Genomic DNA, 15,639 nt, shown 5'->3' with positions numbered 1-15,639 from the left:
CCCTTCGCAGGGCACTCCGCACGACCTGATTCCCCGACGCTCCACCTGACACGCCGCTCTCGTCGTCGGGCTGGTTCCTCACGCCCTCTTCCGCGCAACGACCTGACCGGGAGTACCCCCTTCGTGGCTACATTCCTGTACAAACTAGGACGAATCGCCTTCCGGCGTCGCCGTTACGTCGCCCTGATCTGGGTCGCGCTGCTGGCGCTCGCCGGATTCGGCGCGGCCTCCGCGTCCACCGCCACCTCCAGTTCCTTCTCCATCCCCGGTACGGAGGCCCAGCGGGCCTTCGACCTGCTCGACGAGCGCTTCCCCGGGGGCAGCGCCGACGGCGCGACCGCCCGGGTCGTCTTCAAGGCGCCGGGGGAGGAGAAGGTGACCTCGGCGGCCAACAAGGCCGAGATCCAGGAGATCGTCGGCGACCTGAAGTCCGGCTCGGACCAGATCGCCTCGGTCGCCGACCCCTTTGCGGCGAAGGCGGTCAGCCAGGACGGTTCCACCGCGTACATCTCCGTCTCCTACAAGGTCAGCTCGATGGAGCTGACCGACGGGACGCGAGGGGCGCTGGAGGACGCGGGTGAAGCCGCGCAGAGCAGCGGAATGACCGTGGAGATCGGTGGTGACGCGCTCCAGGTGATGCCGGAGACCGGGGCCACCGAGATCATCGGGGTCGCCGTGGCCGCGGTGGTCCTGGTGATCACCTTCGGGTCGCTGATCGCCGCGGGGCTGCCGCTGCTGACCGCCCTCATCGGGGTCGGCATCGGAGTGTCCACGATCACCGCCCTGGCGAACGTGCTCGACCTGGGCTCCACGACCTCCACGCTCGCGATGATGATCGGTCTCGCGGTCGGCATCGACTACGCGCTCTTCATCGTCTCCCGCTACCGCGCCGAGCTGGCCGAGGGCCGGGAACGCGAGGAAGCCGCCGGCCGGGCCGTCGGCACGGCGGGGTCCGCCGTCGTCTTCGCCGGCCTGACGGTCGTCATCGCCCTGGTGGGCCTCGCCGTCGTCAACATCCCGATGCTGTCCAAGATGGGCTTCGCCGCCGCCGGTACCGTCGTGATCGCCGTCCTCATCGCGCTCACCCTCGTCCCGGCGATGCTGGGCTTCGCGGGCAAGCGGGTCATGGGGCGCAAGGCGCGCAAGGCCGCCGAGGCGGAGAACAGGACCGACGCGAAGCCGAACATGGGCACCCGCTGGGCGCGGTTCGTGCTGCGCAAGCCGGTGTGGGTGCTGCTGGCCGGGGTCATCGGCCTCGGTGCCGTCGCCCTGCCGGCGGCCTCGCTGGAGATGGGACTGCCCGACGACGGATCCCAGCCGAGGAGCACCACGCAGCGCCAGGCCTACGACCTGTTGTCCGAGGGCTTCGGCCCCGGATTCAACGGTCCCCTGCTGGTCGTCGTGGACACGAAGAGCAGTGAGGACGGCAGGGCCGCCGTCGACCGGGTCTCCCAGGAGATCGAGGGCATCGACCACGTCGCCGCCGTCACCCCGGCCGCCTTCAACAAGGCCGGCGACGCCGCGACCATCACGGTCATCCCCGAGGACCGGCCGAGCTCCGTCGAGACGGAGGACGTCGTCCACGCGATCCGCGACGCGGGCGCGGACGTCGAGGGAGACACCGGCGCCGAGGTTCTGGTCACCGGCGCGACGGCGATGAACATCGACTTCTCCGAGAAGATGAACAACGCGCTGCTGCCCTACCTGGCACTCGTCGTCGGACTGGCCTTCCTGCTCCTGATGGTGGTCTTCCGCTCGTTGCTGGTGCCGCTCAAGGCGGCCCTCGGCTTCCTGCTCTCGGTCGTCGCGGCCCTGGGCGCGGTCGTCGCGGTCTTCCAGTGGGGCTGGCTCGCCTCGCTCTTCGGGGTCGAGCAGACCGGCCCGATCATGAGCATGATGCCGATCTTCATGATCGGTGTGGTCTTCGGTCTCGCGATGGACTACGAGGTCTTCCTGGTCACGCGGATGCGTGAGGCGTACGTCCACGGGGAGACGCCCGGCCAGGCGATCGTCACCGGATTCCGGCACGGTGCCAGGGTGGTCACCGCCGCAGCGGTGATCATGATGGCCGTCTTCGCCGGTTTCATCGGCTCCAGCGAGTCGATGGTCAAGATGATCGGCTTCTCGCTGGCCATCGCCGTCTTCTTCGACGCCTTCGTCGTACGGATGGCCATCGTCCCGGCGGTGCTCGCCCTGCTGGGCAGGCGCGCCTGGTGGCTGCCGCGCTGGCTGGACCGGGTGCTGCCCAACGTGGACGTCGAGGGGGAGGGCCTGCGCAAGGAGCTCTCCGACGGCCCGGCCGACGGTGGCGGGGAGCGGGAGCTGGTCCGCGCCTGATCCGCGGTGTGCGTGGCGGCGTGAGCCGCACGAGCCCCGGGGCCGGCTTCTGAGCGGATGAGCGCAGCGCGGCCCCGGAGCGCCGGTTACCTGTGGGGACGGGGGACCGGGGCGGACGGAAGCCCCCGTGCACGCGGCACGGGGGCTTCCGTCCTGTTCAGGCGCGGGTGGCGGGGGCGGCCGCCGGGAGCTTCTGCTTCGCTGTGCCCGCACGGACCCGCGACAGGAAGCGGATGAAGGGCGCCCTGTCGAACTGGAAGACCGCGACGCCGTCCGGAGAGTGCAGTTCCAGGACCAGCTGGGCACGGCCGCACGGCCATACCCCTATGTCACCGCGGGTGGCGGGGGAGCGCAGACCGCGTTCCAGGAGGTCCTGGCCGACGGCCCAGTCGGCGCCTCCGGGAAGCCGGACGTGGACGGTTCCGGGCTCCTGCGGGTCGCAGCGCAGTTCGACGGGGACCACTCGGGGGTCGGGGCCGTCGGTGATGAGCCGGGCTTGGGCGTGTTCTTGGATCACGAGGGACATGGCCGGCTCCTCCGGTACGGAAACCTGTTCCCCTAATGTCCCATATATTCCCATTTGGGCATATCGAGGCTAGGGTCAGTTGTCGACCCTGCGCTCTTGCGAACTATTTGCAACAGGGCCCTATCATGGAGCGCTTCCCGACCCCGCCAGTCATCACGCCCGAAAGCGGAGCCACTCCATGCATGTACCCGACGGTTTCATCAACGCACCTGTCTCCGCCGTGGCGGGTGTCGTCGCCGCGGGCGCGGTCGCCGTCGGCCTCCGGGGGGCACGGCGTGAGCTGGACGACCGCACGGCTCCGCTGGCCGGGCTCGTCGCCGCGTTCGTCTTCGCCGTGCAGATGCTCAACTTTCCGGTCGCGGCGGGCACCAGCGGCCACCTCCTGGGCGGGGCCCTGGCCGCGATCCTGGTCGGGCCCTACACGGGCATGCTCTGCATAGCTGTCGTCCTGCTGATGCAGAGCATCCTCTTCGCCGACGGCGGCCTCACCGCACTCGGCGTGAACATCACGGTGATGGGGGTCGTCACCACCGTCGTCGCCTACGCCCTCTTCCGGGGGCTGACCCGTGTGCTGCCCCGCACCCGGCGCTCCACGACCGTCGCGGCCTTCGTCGCCGCACTGGTCTCCGTCCCGGCCGCCGCCGTCGCGTTCACCGCGGTCTACGCGATCGGGGGCACCACCGACGTCCCCCTCGGCAAGGTCCTCACCGCGATGGTCGGCGTCCACGTCCTGATCGGCATCGGTGAGGCGGCCATCACCGCGCTCACCGTCGGCGCCGTGATCGCCGTGCGTCCCGACCTGGTGCACGGTGCCCGCGGGCTCGCCGCCCCGCTCAAGCTCCGCGTCGACGGCGCACTCGTCGACGCCCCGGCCGCCGCCGCCCCCTCGCCCGCCCCGGCCCGCTCCACCCGCAAGGTCCGGGCCGCCGGCCTGGCCGCCGCGCTCGTCCTCGCGGGCTTCGTCTCCTTCTACGCCTCCGCGAACCCCGACGGCCTGGAGAAGGTCGCCGCCGACAAGGGCATCGACGAGAAGGTCCAGGAACACGGCGCCGCCGACTCACCGCTCGCCGACTACGGCGTCAAGGACGTCGAGAACGCCCGGATCTCCGGCGGTCTCGCCGGAGTGATCGGGGTGGGCGCGACCGTAGCCGTCGGCAGCGGGGTCTTCTGGTCCGTGCGCAGGCGCCGTACGCCCGAGGAACCCACCACCCGCACCACCGAGTCCGTCTGACATGGGCGCCGGCCACGCGCACACGCTCTACCGGCACGGGCACTCGCCCGTCCACGATCTCCCCCCGCACTGCAAGATCGCCGCCGTGCTCGGCTTCGTCGTGGTCGTCGTCTCCACCCCGCGCGAGGCCGTCTGGGCCTTCGCGCTGTACGGGGTGCTGCTCGCAGGGGTCGCCGCGGTGTCCCGGATCCCCGCCGGTTTCCTGCTGAAGCGGCTCGTCATCGAGGTGCCGTTCGTCGCGTTCGCGCTGCTCATGCCGTTCGTCGTGCCCGGCGAGCAGACCGAGCTGCTCGGGGTGTCCGTCAGCGTCCCCGGCCTCTGGGGCGCCTGGAACGTACTCGCGAAGGGCACCCTGGGTGTCGCCGCGTCGGTGATCCTGGCCTCGACCACCGAGCTGCGCTCCCTGCTGCTCGGCCTCCAGCGGCTGCGGCTGCCGTCCCTGCTCGTCCAGATCGCGTCGTTCATGATCCGGTACGGCGACGTCATCACCGACGAGCTGCGCCGCATGTCGGTCGCCCGCCGCTCACGTGGCTTCGAGGCCGGCGGCGTACGGCACTGGGGCGTCCTCGCCAAGACGGCGGGTGCCCTCTTCATCCGGTCCTACGAGCGCGGGGAACGCGTCCACCTCGCGATGGTCAGCCGCGGCTACACCGGCACCATGCCGGTCATCGACGAGGTGACCGCCTCCCGGACCCAGTGGGCGCACGCCGCGGCACTCCCCGTGCTCGCCCTCGTCGTATGTCTGCTGGGATGGACCGTATGAGCCTGCCCCCCGCGCCCGCGCCGTCCCTCGAGGTCAGCGGCCTCGCCTACGCCTACCCCGACGGCCACCAGGCGCTCTTCGGCGTCGACCTGACCGTGGCCCGCGGTGAACGCGTGGCACTCCTCGGTCCCAACGGCGCGGGCAAGACCACCCTCGTCCTCCACCTCAACGGCATTCTCGACGCGGGCTCCGGCACCGTCCGGATCGCCGGACTGCCCGTGGAGAAGAGGAACCTCGCGGAGATCAGGCGCCGCGTCGGCATCGTCTTCCAGGACCCCGACGACCAGCTCTTCATGCCGACCGTCCGCGAGGACGTCGCCTTCGGGCCCGCCACGGCCGGACTGCGCGGCCCGGAGCTGGAGGAGCGAGTCATGACCGCCCTCGGGAGAGTCGGTATGGAGGAGTACGCGGCGCGGCCCCCGCACCACCTCTCCTTCGGCCAGCGCCGCCGCGTCGCCGTGGCCACCGTGCTGGCCATGGAGCCGGAGATCCTCGTCCTGGACGAGCCCTCCTCCAACCTGGACCCGGCCTCCCGGCGCGAACTCGCGGACATCCTGAGGTCCTTGGACGTCACCGTGCTGATGGTCACCCACGACCTGCCGTACGCCCTCGAACTCTGCCCGCGCGCCGTCATCCTCAGCGACGGGGTGATCGTCGCCGACGACCGTACCCAGGACCTGCTGTGCGACGACGCCCTCATGCGCGGCCACCGGCTGGAGCTGCCCTTCGGCTTCGACCCGCGTTCCGTGTCCGTCCCGCGTTCATGAACAGATGGTGACCCGCCCCCCGTTCCACCTGCGGCGCGATGCACCATGGGGGGATGAGCGGGAGCGCGGGAGCAGGCGTGGATGTACGAGGCACGGTGGCGCCGGGATTCGAGGCGGTACGGGACGCTTTCGTCCGTAACTTCGAACAGCGCGGGGAGCGGGGAGCGGCTGTCGCCCTCTACCGCCACGGCCGCAAGGTCGTGGATCTGTGGGCCGGGACGAGGGATGTCGACGGCGTGGAACCCTGGGCCGTGGACACCGTGCAGATCGTCCGCTCAGCCGGAAAGGGCGTCGCCGCCGCCGTACCGCTGCTGCTGCACCAGCGCGGGCAGGTGGACCTCGACGCCCCCGTCGGCACGTACTGGCCGGAGTTCAAGGCGAACGGCAAGGAACGTGTCCTCGTGCGGCACGTCCTCGCCCACCGTGCCGGGCTCGCCGCCCTCGACGCGACGCTGACGCCCGAGGAGGCCGCGGACCAGGTGTCGGGGCCGCGGGCCGTCGCCGGACAGCGGCCCCAGTGGGAGCCCGGCACCGACCACGGGTACCACGCCCAGACCTACAGCTGGCTCGTCGCGGAACTGGTGCGCAGGGTCACCGGACGGACCATCGGCCGCTGGATCGCGGAGGAGATCGCACGCCCGCTCGGCCTGGACTTCTGGTTCGGGCTCCCGGCCGACGAGGCGCACCGGATCGGGCGCATCGGCCCCGTCGAGCCCCCGGCGGCCGAGGGCGGCGGTGCTCTTCGCGTGCGGCCCAAGCGTTCCGTCGTCGAGGCCTACCGCGATCCGTCCTCGCTCACCCGCCGCGCCTTCGGGGCCATCGACCCCTTCCCCGACGAGAACGCCCCGGCCTACCGAGCGGCGGAACTCCCCGCGTCCAACGGCGTCGCCACCGCGCGCGGGCTCGCCCGCTGTTACGCCGCGATGATCGGCGAGGTCGACGGGCAGCGGCTGTTCGCCCCCGCCACCCTCACCCTGGCCCGCACCGAGGAGTCCGCGGGACCGGACCGCGTGCTGGTCGTCAACACCCGTTTCGGACTCGGCTACATGCTGCACGGCCCCGCCGCGCCGCTGCTCGGCCCCGGGTCGTTCGGACACCCCGGCCGCGGGGGTTCGCTCGGCTTCGCCGACCCCGGATCCGGCATCGCGCTCGGCTATGTGACGAACGGTCTGCAGAAGGGAGTCACCGCCGACCCCCGTGCCCAGGCACTGGTCAGGGCAGTACGGTCGGCGCTATGACTCCTCCACGCTTTGACGGTCACGCCGCGCTCCTCACGGGCGCGGGGCAGGGCATCGGGGCGGCCACCGCCCGCCGGCTGGCCTCCGAGGGCGCGGCCGTCCTGGTCACCGACCTGGACGCAGGGCGCGCCCGGCGCACGGCGGACGCGATACGCGGGACGGGCGGCACCGCCGAATCCCTCGCCTGCGACGTGGGCGACCGGGCGGCGGTCGACGCGGCGGTGGCCCGGGCCGTCGCCGCGTTCGGACGGCTCGACGTCCTGGTCAACAACGCCTACGCCAACCATGACGACGCCGCGCTGTTCGAGGACGAGGAGGACGCCTCCTGGGACCACACCCTGGACGTCACCCTGACAGGCCCCTACCGCTGCTCCCGTGCCGCGCTGCCGCACCTGGTCGCCTCCGGCCGCGGCGCCATCGTCAACATCGGCTCGGTCAACGGCGAACAGGACTTCGGCGGCCACGCCTACAGCGCCGCGAAGGCGGGCCTCGCCGGTCTGACCCGTACGCTCGCCGGTCACGCGGGACCACGCGGTGTCCGCGTCAACCTCGTCGCACCCGGCACGATCCGTACGGACGCCTGGGCCGGCCGCGACGCCGAACTGGACCGGGCGAGCGCCCTCTACCCGCTCGGCCGGATAGGCGAACCGGACGACATCGCGTCCGCCGTCGCCTTCCTCGCCTCCCGGGACGCGGCCTGGATCACCGGCACCACACTGCGGGTGGACGGGGGCCTCCTCGCCGTCAACACGGGGTTCCGCAAGGCGATGACGGGGGACTCCGAGGCGCGGTAGGACCGCTGCCGGCCGTGCCGTACCCCTGTGGCATCGCCCCGGCTTCCGGGGCGGCCGCCGCTCTCCGCCCGGTCAACTCGTGTGCAGCATCAGCCCGATGCCCACCACCATCAGCCCGGCGGCCGCGATCCGGGGGCCGCCGAACCTCTCCTTGAAGAACAGCGTCCCTATCACGGCACCCACGATGATCGAGGACTCCCGGAGTGCGGCGATCGGGGCGAGCGGGGCCTTCGTCTGCGCCCACAGGACGAGACCGTAGGCCAGGACCGACAGCGCCGCGCCCAGCAGTCCCCGGCTGACGAACGGGCGGAGCTGAGAGACGAGTGCGCCCCGTCTGCGCCAGTAGGCGTACGCCGGGATGACCATGCCCTGCACGAGCATCAGCCAGCCGATGTAGCCGACCGGGGTCCCCGAGGCGCGTACCCCGATCCCGTCGACCGTGGTGTAGCCGGCGATCGCCAGACCGGTCGCGAGGGCCGCCAGGACCGCCGGCCAGTGGGGGCGGCTGCCGGAGCCCCGGATGCCCCACAGGGCCAGCCCGACGAGCCCCGCCGAGGCCACGGCCACGCCCGCCGTCGCCCAGCCGTCCGGGACCTCACCGATGAAGACGGCGGCCAGGACCGTCACGACGAGTGGGGCGGTGCCCCGCGCGATCGGGTACATCTGGCCGAAGTCGCCCAGGGTGAACGAACGCATCAGCAGCAGCATGTAGACCACGTGAAGGGCCGCCGAGGCGAGCAGGTACGGCCAGGCACCGGACGCCGGCATCGGTGTGGAGCAGGCCAGCACGGCTCCGATCAGCGCCCCGCCGCCCGAGATCAGGGTGAAGGACAGCAACTGGTCACGTATGGCGTGGGCGATGGCGTTCCAGCTCGCGTGCGTGATCGCGGCGGCCAGGACGGCCGCCGCCACCAGCGGGGTCACGCGACCGGCTCGCGTACGTCCACGAGGGTGCCGCCCGCGAGCTCGACGAGCGTGGCGGGATCGAGGCGGAAGACGGTGTGCGGATGACCCGCGGCGGCCCACACCTCGGCGTGACCGAGCAGACCCCGGTCGGCCAGCACCCGGGTCTTCGTCCGGTGGCCGAACGGCGGCACGCCGCCGATCGCGTATCCGGTGGTCTCCCTGACCACGGCGGCCCGCGCCCGCTCGACCTTCGCGGCGCCCAGCTCGCTCCGTACGAGCTCCACGTCCACCCGTGAGGATCCGTCCATCAGGACCAGGACCGGTACGCCGTCCGCCTCGAAGATCAGGGACTTGACGATCTGACTGAGTGCGCAGCCGACCGCCGCGGCGGCCTCGGCCGCGGTGCGGATGGCGTCGGGGAAGCGGCGTACGTCGACCTGGAGGCCCATCTCGTGGAGGGCCTCGGCGAAGCGGGGATGCGCATCGGAGACGGTCGTGGCGGGGGTGGCGTCGGGAGTGCTCATGCCCGCACGCTACTGAACCGTCCCGGCGCCGGACCACAGCCTTTCCGGCTGCTGTGCACATCCGTCCCCGGCCCGCCCCTCCGGGCAGCCGCCCCGGGGCGATGCGGGTGTCCGGCTCCCCGGCGGTATCGCTGAACAGCCGCGCCGCGTCCGGGTCCTGGGGGCCGGCACCCGCCCGGACCACCGTGGAGCCCGGCGTCCGGCGCGAAGCGCCGGGCCGGGCCGCCCGAGGTGACCGGGGCCGCCGTCGGCGCGCTACGACCCCGCGCGCAGCACCGCCGCCACCACCGGGCCGGCCGCGTCACCACCGTGGCCGCCGGACTGGACGACCGCCGCCGCCGCGAGGTCGTTGCTGAAGCCGGTGAACCAGCTGTTGGACGTGCCCTGTCCGTCGACCTCCGCCGAGCCCGTCTTGGCGCCCTTGTCGCCACCGACCGAGGCCATGGCGGTCTTGCCGGTGCCCCACGAGGCTGTGGCCCGCATCATGTCGTTCAGCTGCCCGGTGACGTTCGGGGACAACGAGCGTGAGGCGGTGGCGAGCGGACGGTCGTCCAGGGACTGCGGGACGATCACGGGCTGGCGGAACGTCCCGTTGCGGGCGGTCGCCGTGATGGACGCGATGTTGAGGGCGTTCATCTGCACGGTGCCCTGGCCTATGTACTGCGCCGCCGCCTCACCGCCGGTCTCCTCGGGCACGCTCCCGTCGAAGGAGACGACACCGGTCTTCCAGTCCAGGCCGATCCCGAAGACGTCCCGTGCCTCCTTGGCGAGCGCGGTGTCGTCCTTGGTGTCGTCGATCAGTTTGATGAAGGCGGTGTTGCAGGAGCGGGCGAAGCTTGTGGTGAACGTGTCGGTGGGCGGGAGCTCGAAGTAGTCGAGGTTGTGGAACGTCCTGCTCTGCCAGGTCGCTTCCTTCGGGCACTCGACCGGGCTGTTCGCCGAGACGAGTCCCTTGTCCATCAGCATCGCCGCGGTCATGATCTTCAGCGTGGAGCCGGGTGCCTGCTTGCCCTGCATCGCCGCGTTGAAGCCGGTCGCCGGGTTGTTGGCGACGGCGCGGATCGACCCGGTGGACGGCCTCACGGCGACCACCGACGCCCCGCTGAACTGCTTGACCGCCTTCTCGGCCGCCGCCTGGGCGTCCGCGTCGAGCGTGGTCTGCAGCTTGCCGGGCTTCCCCTTGGCCAGCGTCAGCAGGGTGGTGTCCGGGAGCTGTTCGTCCGCGGGTTCTATCCAGGTCTCGATGCCCGCGGAACCGCCCGCCTCGTCGCCGTACTTCTCGCGCAGGCTGTCCAGGATCGGCCCGAGCGACGGGTACGTCTCCTTGTCGAGCACCTTGCCGTTGTGGTCGACGGCCTCGATCGCCGCCGTCGAGGACTCACCGGTCCTGAGCGTCGCGCCCTCGGTCAGCTGCGGATGGATCACGGCGGGCTGCCAGTCGACCAGCGCCTTCCCGGTCGTCAGTCCGCGCACCACGGTCAGCTCGGAGGAGTACGACCAGGGCTTGGTCCGCCCCTCGAACGACACGGTGGCCTTCACCGTGTACGGCACCTTCGTACCGACGGCGGCGCCAGGTGTGATCACCGCTTTCGTGACGTGGGCCTCGTCGGCGTATGCCGTCAGCAGCGGCTCGGCGACGGTCTCGTTGTTCGTGAGCAGGGCGGCTGCCGACGCGTCGCCGGACGCCCATGCTTCGAGGAAACCCTTGGCGGTCTCCTGGATCTCCTCCTTCTCGGGCGGCCCGGTCCTCACCTCCGAGGACGCCGAGGCGCTCTCCGTGTCCCCGGTCCCGCCGCCTCCCAGCACCACGTCGTACACGCCGTACCCCAGCCCCCCGGCCACGAGTACGAACACCCCGCCGACCACGGCGACCTTCGCTCCACTGCGCATCTGTGCGTTCCCCTCCCCGTGAGCGCCCCCTTGAACGTGTTCAAGGGGGCCTTCCTTCCGCACAGTACGGGACGGCATGGGGCGTTGAGGCGGTTGTTATCGGACTGCTACGCCCTTCGAGAGAGCGCTTTCCGGCTAAGGGTGGCGTTCGCGGCTACACCCAGGTGTCCAGCCACATCCGGTCGCGCCAGGCGTCCTCCGGGATCGACGTGCCGGTGTAGAGGGGCCAGAAGTACACGAAGTTCCAGACGATCAGCAGCACCAGGACCCCCGCCGCGATCACGCCCAGGGTGTGTCTGCGTTCGCCCGACGGGTCGGTGGTCTCCACGCCGAGGCGGTGTTCGGTGCCCGTTCCGGTCGCGGGGCCGATGAGAGCGCCGATCATCATCGTGACCGCCAGACACAGGAACGGCACGAACACGACCGCGTAGAAGAGGAAGATCGTCCTCTCCTGGTAGAAGAACCAGGGCACCCAGCCCGCTGCCACCCCGCACACGATCGCGCCCGCCCGCCAGTCCCGGCGGAAGAACCAGCGCCACAGGACGTACAGCAGCGCCACGCACGCCGCCCACCAGAGCAACGGGGTGCCGAGCGCCAGCACCTCGCGGGCGCACTTCCCGGTCCCTGACGTGAGGCAGCCCGTCTTCTCCTCGTAGAAGTACGAGACGGGCCGGCCCAGCACGATCCAGCTCCACGGATTGGACTGGTAGGTGTGGCCGGAGGTCAGGCCGACGTGGAACTCGTAGACCTGGTACTCGTAGTGCCACAGGCTGCGCAGCCAGTCCGGCAACCAGGTCCAGCTGCCGCCCCTGCCCTCGGTGGCCGCCCAGTTGCGGTAGTAGCCCTTGTCCGTGACGATCCAGCCGGTCCACGACACGACGTACGTGCCGATCGCGACCGGCACCGTGGAGACGAAGGCGGGCAGCAGGTCCCTCAGGACCACGGCCCGGTACGGCTGTACGGCGCCGGCCGTGCGCCTGGCGCCGACGTCCCAGAGCACCGCCATCACACCGAACGCGGCCAGGATGTAGAGCCCGTTCCACTTCGTCGCGAAGGCGAGGCCGAGCATCAGGCCGGCCGCGATCCGCCACGGACGCCACCCGAGGCGGAGCGTTTCCGCGATGTGGGCGTCCGGGCGCAGGATCCCGTCCTCGTCGACCGGGAGCGCCGCGGCCAGTTTCCGGCGGGACCGGTCACGGTCGACGAGGAGGCAGCCGAACGCCGCGAGGACGAAGAACATCAGCACCAGGTCGAGCAGCGCGGTGCGGCTCATCACGAAGTGCAGACCGTCCACGGCCAGCAGGGTTCCCGCCAGGCAGCCCAGGAACGTCGAGCGGAACAGCCGGCGGCCGATGCGGCACAGCATCAGGACCGAGAGGGTGCCGAGCAGCGCCACCATGAAACGCCAGCCGAACGGGGTGAAGCCGAAGAGCTGTTCGCCGAACCCGATGATCCACTTGCCGACCGGCGGATGGACGACGTAGCCCGGGTCCACCGGGATGTCCACCGAGGACGGGTCCCTGAGGATCAGCTTGTCGACGTCCTTGGGCCACGAACCCTCGTACCCCTGGTTGACCAGCGCCCAGGCGTCCTTGGCGTAGTACGTCTCGTCGAATATCACCGCCTTCGGGCTGCCCAGGTTCCAGAACCGCAGCAGCCCGGCGACCAGGGCGACCAGCAGCGGCCCGCCCCACGCGGACCAGCGCACCAGCCGGCCGGCGAGGCCGGGCGGCACGGCGAGCACGCTCCAGAACTGGCGCCCGGGGCGGGTGTAGGGCGGGATCAGGCGCTCGCGCAGCCCCGTCTCCGGACGTGGGGAATGGCCGAAGCGGCGCAGCCGCTGCTGCCAGGAAGGCGGCTGGTCGCCGGTGTGATCCCCGGCGTCGTTGCCCTGCTGGGCCTCGGGCGCAGTACTCGTCACCGCGCCATCGTAAGGAACGCATCTGTGCGAGTGGTGCCGCCCGTGCTGGGAGGATGGCCGATGTGACTGGAACGACTGGAACGCTCGTACTCGCAGGGACCCCCATCGGCGACGTGGCGGACGCCCCTCCACGGCTCGCCGCCGAGCTGGAGACGGCCGACGTCGTGGCCGCCGAGGACACCCGGCGGCTGCGCCGGCTCACCCAGGCCCTGGGCATCCACACGACGGGGCGTGTCGTGTCCTACTTCGAGGGCAACGAGGCCGCGCGGACGCCCGAACTCGTCGAGGCGCTGGCCGGCGGCGCGCGCGTCCTGCTCGTCACCGACGCCGGGATGCCGTCCGTCTCCGACCCCGGCTACCGGCTCGTCGCCGCCGCCGTGGAGCAGGACATCAAGGTCACCGCCGTACCGGGACCGTCGGCGGTGCTGACCGCGCTTGCCCTGTCGGCGCTGCCCGTGGACCGCTTCTGCTTCGAGGGCTTCCTGCCCCGCAAGGCGGGCGAACGGCTCGGGAAACTGCGCGAGGTCGCCGGCGAGCGCCGCACGATGGTCTTCTTCGAGGCCCCGCACCGGCTGGACGACACCCTGGCGGCGATGGCCGAGGTGTTCGGGACGGACCGGAGGGCCGCCGTGTGCCGCGAGCTGACCAAGACGTACGAGGAAGTGAAGCGCGGCCCCCTGGGTGATCTCGCCGTCTGGGCGGCGGAGGGCGTGCGCGGCGAGATCACCGTCGTCGTCGAGGGCGCCACGGACTCGGGGAACGAAGGACTGGACCCCGCCGAGCTGGTGCGCAGGGTGCAGGTGCGCGAGGAGGCGGGGGAGCGGCGCAAGGAGGCCATCGCGGCGGTCGCCGCCGAGGCGGGGCTGCCCAAGCGCGAGGTGTTCGATGCGGTGGTCGCGGCAAAGAACGCGGCTCGGACCGGCCAGGAGCAGGGCAAAGGACTAGCCTGAAATGTAAAGCCCGAGCCGCGTTCCCGGTCCTCCGGCCACGGAACGGCCAAAAGCGTTCCAACACTCGGCAGACCTGGTGCTTCGCCGCCGGTGAGGGCGTCCACTTGAGGGTGGAACGCATCATCCGGAGTGCTTGTCCGGAGTGCTTGTCCATCGGACAAGAGGAGCAGGCATGAGTGAGATCGCAGCAACCACCGTGCACGAGGCGTACGCCTTCGCCTGCATGAGGTGTGGGTACGGCTGGGAACAGGCCTACGAGATAGAACACCACGTCGACCGCTCGGGCAACGCCTTCGTGGTCTACAAGGCGGACGGGCGGCAGGTGCCCTCACCGCTGTCCACGCCCTCCTGCGCGAGGTGCGGCGGTCACGTCGTCCGGATCATGCGGGCCGGCCGGGTCTCCCTCGTCCAGCAGCTGCTCCGGCCCCAGCAGCCCCCGCTTCCGAAGAGGGCCGGTGAGGAGACGGCCGCCGAGGAGATGGCGGTCGCGGCGGTGCGGGCTCCCGGGCCCGAGGCGCACCACTGGCACCTGTCCGACCTGCTGCGTCCCTTCCACCGGCGGTGAGAGAGAGCTCATGCCCTCGTAGAGTCGTGGGCATGAGCCGTACCGAAGCCCCGCCGCTCCCCGAACCCCTCAGGGTTCCGGTCGCCGATTCGCACACCCACCTGGACATGCAGGACGGAACCGTCGAGGAGGGCCTGGCCCGCGCCGCGGCGGTCAACGTCACCGCCGTCGTCCAGGTGGGCTGCGACGTGAAGGGATCGCACTGGGCCGCCGAGACCGCCGCCGCGCACCCGTCCGTGCACGCCTCCGTCGCCCTGCACCCCAACGAGGCGCCCCGCATCGTGCACGGAGACCCCGAGGGCACGGCCCGCCAGGGGGCACGCGATCCCGGCGGGAGGGCGGCGCTCGACGAGGCCCTCGCCGAGATCGACGCCCTGGCCGCCCTCGACCACGTACGCGCGGTCGGTGAGACCGGCCTCGACTTCTTCCGTACGGGACCTGAGGGCATCGCCGCCCAGGAGGAGTCCTTCCGCGCCCACATCGAGATCGCCAAGCGGCACGGCAAGGCCCTGGTCATCCACGACCGTGACGCCCACGCGGACGTGCTCCGCATCCTCGCCGACGCGGGCGCCCCCGAGCGGACCGTCTTCCACTGCTACTCCGGGGACGCCGAGATGGCCCGGATCTGTGCGGCGGCCGGGTACTTCATGTCCTTCGCGGGCAACGTCACCTTCAAGAACGCGCAGCCGCTGCGCGACGCACTGGCCGTCGCCCCCGCCGAACTCGTGCTCGTCGAGACGGACGCGCCCTTCCTCACCCCCGCCCCGTACCGCGGCCGGCCCAACGCGCCCTACCTGATTCCGGTCACCCTCCGTGCCATGGCGGAGGTGAGGGGCACCGACGAGGACACCCTGGCCGCCGCCGTCTACGACAACACCGCCCGCGCGTTCGACTTCTGACGTCCAATACCCACCCCGGCCCGCACGGTGGGTGATCGTACGACTTTGGACGGTGACGACGACTCCGCTATCGTGCCCGCGCAACGGGGTCGGCAGGGCGGAACGTCTGGAGCGTCGTGGGCCATTCGCAGGGCAGTCACCGCGCACCGCGCGGCGGTGGGCGTACGAGTCGGGCGCGGGTCCCCGCCCCGCCTCCGGCACCGCCGCGTTCCCTCCACGAGGAGCGGACGATCGTCGCCCGGCGGTGGCCGGGCGCCTCGCCGGTCCATGTCCCCACCGTGCTGGACACACCGCTGGCGTCCCGGCAGCCGGCCCCGCGGAGGAAGAC

General features: G+C 71.6%; 14 protein-coding genes. 9 read left to right on the top strand and 5 right to left on the bottom strand.

Features of this window, described 5'->3' with window-relative positions; translation table 11 throughout:
- The first annotated feature begins 123 nt into the window (after positions 1-123).
- Positions 124-2,337, top strand: coding sequence for an MMPL family transporter (locus tag ABZ441_RS11255; protein ID WP_358971016.1), 2,214 nt, complete (start codon positions 124-126; stop codon positions 2,335-2,337).
- A 157-nt stretch (positions 2,338-2,494) separates the two neighbouring features.
- On the opposite strand, the gene ABZ441_RS11250 is transcribed toward ABZ441_RS11255, so the two are convergent.
- Positions 2,495-2,863 carry an SsgA family sporulation/cell division regulator gene (locus tag ABZ441_RS11250; protein WP_358971014.1) on the bottom strand — a complete coding sequence of 123 codons (369 nt, stop codon included), beginning with the start codon at positions 2,861-2,863 and terminating at the stop codon, positions 2,495-2,497.
- A 178-nt stretch (positions 2,864-3,041) separates the two neighbouring features.
- Between ABZ441_RS11250 and ABZ441_RS11245 the strand changes: the two genes are divergently transcribed.
- The 5 genes from ABZ441_RS11245 (at position 3,042) to ABZ441_RS11225 (ending at position 7,656) form a co-directional block, all read left to right on the top strand.
- On the top strand, positions 3,042-4,094 hold the full coding sequence (locus ABZ441_RS11245; RefSeq protein WP_358971011.1) for an energy-coupling factor ABC transporter permease: 1,053 nt from the start codon (positions 3,042-3,044) through the stop codon (positions 4,092-4,094).
- Between the two features lies 1 nt (position 4,095).
- On the top strand, positions 4,096-4,857 hold the full coding sequence (gene cbiQ, locus ABZ441_RS11240) for a cobalt ECF transporter T component CbiQ (protein ID WP_358971009.1): 762 nt from the start codon (positions 4,096-4,098) through the stop codon (positions 4,855-4,857).
- A complete protein-coding gene (locus tag ABZ441_RS11235) occupies positions 4,854-5,624 on the top strand; it encodes an ABC transporter ATP-binding protein (RefSeq protein WP_358971006.1) in 771 nt (256 codons plus the stop codon). The genes cbiQ and ABZ441_RS11235 overlap by 4 nt, the downstream gene beginning before the upstream one ends.
- A gap of 77 nt (positions 5,625-5,701) precedes the next feature.
- Positions 5,702-6,862, top strand: coding sequence for a serine hydrolase domain-containing protein (locus ABZ441_RS11230; protein ID WP_358971139.1), 1,161 nt, complete (start codon positions 5,702-5,704; stop codon positions 6,860-6,862).
- Positions 6,859-7,656, top strand: coding sequence for an SDR family NAD(P)-dependent oxidoreductase (locus tag ABZ441_RS11225; protein WP_358971004.1), 798 nt, complete (start codon positions 6,859-6,861; stop codon positions 7,654-7,656). Before ABZ441_RS11230 ends, ABZ441_RS11225 begins: the two co-directional genes overlap by 4 nt.
- Positions 7,657-7,728: 72 nt before the next feature.
- On the opposite strand, the gene ABZ441_RS11220 is transcribed toward ABZ441_RS11225, so the two are convergent.
- From ABZ441_RS11220 to ABZ441_RS11205, 4 genes are all read right to left on the bottom strand, one after another.
- Complete coding sequence (locus tag ABZ441_RS11220; RefSeq protein ID WP_358971001.1) at positions 7,729-8,580, bottom strand: DMT family transporter; 852 nt, start codon at positions 8,578-8,580, stop codon at positions 7,729-7,731.
- Positions 8,577-9,086, bottom strand: a complete 510-nt coding sequence (locus ABZ441_RS11215; protein ID WP_358970998.1) for a YbaK/EbsC family protein — start codon at positions 9,084-9,086, stop codon at positions 8,577-8,579. Before ABZ441_RS11215 ends, ABZ441_RS11220 begins: the two co-directional genes overlap by 4 nt.
- A gap of 255 nt (positions 9,087-9,341) precedes the next feature.
- Positions 9,342-10,976: a penicillin-binding transpeptidase domain-containing protein gene (locus tag ABZ441_RS11210; RefSeq protein ID WP_358970995.1), complete on the bottom strand. Its 1,635-nt coding sequence runs from the start codon at positions 10,974-10,976 to the stop codon at positions 9,342-9,344.
- A gap of 154 nt (positions 10,977-11,130) precedes the next feature.
- Entirely contained in the window at positions 11,131-12,897 is a 1,767-nt protein-coding gene (locus tag ABZ441_RS11205) for a phospholipid carrier-dependent glycosyltransferase (RefSeq protein ID WP_358970993.1), read from the bottom strand.
- A gap of 53 nt (positions 12,898-12,950) precedes the next feature.
- On the opposite strand from ABZ441_RS11205, the gene rsmI reads away from it, so the two are divergent.
- From rsmI to ABZ441_RS11190, 3 genes are all read left to right on the top strand, one after another.
- A complete protein-coding gene (gene rsmI / locus ABZ441_RS11200) occupies positions 12,951-13,847 on the top strand; it encodes a 16S rRNA (cytidine(1402)-2'-O)-methyltransferase (RefSeq protein WP_358970990.1) in 897 nt (298 codons plus the stop codon).
- Between the two features lie 172 nt (positions 13,848-14,019).
- Entirely contained in the window at positions 14,020-14,412 is a 393-nt protein-coding gene (locus tag ABZ441_RS11195) for a hypothetical protein (protein ID WP_358970987.1), read from the top strand.
- Between the two features lie 32 nt (positions 14,413-14,444).
- Positions 14,445-15,311, top strand: a complete 867-nt coding sequence (locus tag ABZ441_RS11190; RefSeq protein ID WP_358970984.1) for a TatD family hydrolase — start codon at positions 14,445-14,447, stop codon at positions 15,309-15,311.
- The last annotated feature ends 328 nt before the right edge of the window (positions 15,312-15,639 follow it).

This window comes from Streptomyces sp. NPDC005752 (assembly GCF_040630715.1).
GTDB lineage: Bacteria > Actinomycetota > Actinomycetes > Streptomycetales > Streptomycetaceae > Streptomyces.
Note: the sequence above shows the minus strand (reverse complement) of the source record. Positions and strands in the feature narration are given on the sequence as shown.

What these genes read in the sequence shown, in the direction of transcription:
- ABZ441_RS11250 (WP_358971014.1), bottom strand. Translation starts at nt 2,863, where the DNA reads ATGTCCCTCGTGATCCAAGAACACGCCCAAGCCCGGCTCATCACCGAC.
- ABZ441_RS11245 (WP_358971011.1), top strand. Translation starts at nt 3,042, where the DNA reads ATGCATGTACCCGACGGTTTCATCAACGCACCTGTCTCCGCCGTGGCG.
- cbiQ (WP_358971009.1), top strand. Translation starts at nt 4,096, where the DNA reads ATGGGCGCCGGCCACGCGCACACGCTCTACCGGCACGGGCACTCGCCC.
- ABZ441_RS11235 (WP_358971006.1), top strand. Translation starts at nt 4,854, where the DNA reads ATGAGCCTGCCCCCCGCGCCCGCGCCGTCCCTCGAGGTCAGCGGCCTC.
- ABZ441_RS11225 (WP_358971004.1), top strand. Translation starts at nt 6,859, where the DNA reads ATGACTCCTCCACGCTTTGACGGTCACGCCGCGCTCCTCACGGGCGCG.
- ABZ441_RS11215 (WP_358970998.1), bottom strand. Translation starts at nt 9,086, where the DNA reads ATGAGCACTCCCGACGCCACCCCCGCCACGACCGTCTCCGATGCGCAT.
- ABZ441_RS11210 (WP_358970995.1), bottom strand. Translation starts at nt 10,976, where the DNA reads ATGCGCAGTGGAGCGAAGGTCGCCGTGGTCGGCGGGGTGTTCGTACTC.
- rsmI (WP_358970990.1), top strand. Translation starts at nt 12,951, where the DNA reads ATGGCCGATGTGACTGGAACGACTGGAACGCTCGTACTCGCAGGGACC.
- ABZ441_RS11195 (WP_358970987.1), top strand. Translation starts at nt 14,020, where the DNA reads ATGAGTGAGATCGCAGCAACCACCGTGCACGAGGCGTACGCCTTCGCC.
- ABZ441_RS11190 (WP_358970984.1), top strand. Translation starts at nt 14,445, where the DNA reads ATGAGCCGTACCGAAGCCCCGCCGCTCCCCGAACCCCTCAGGGTTCCG.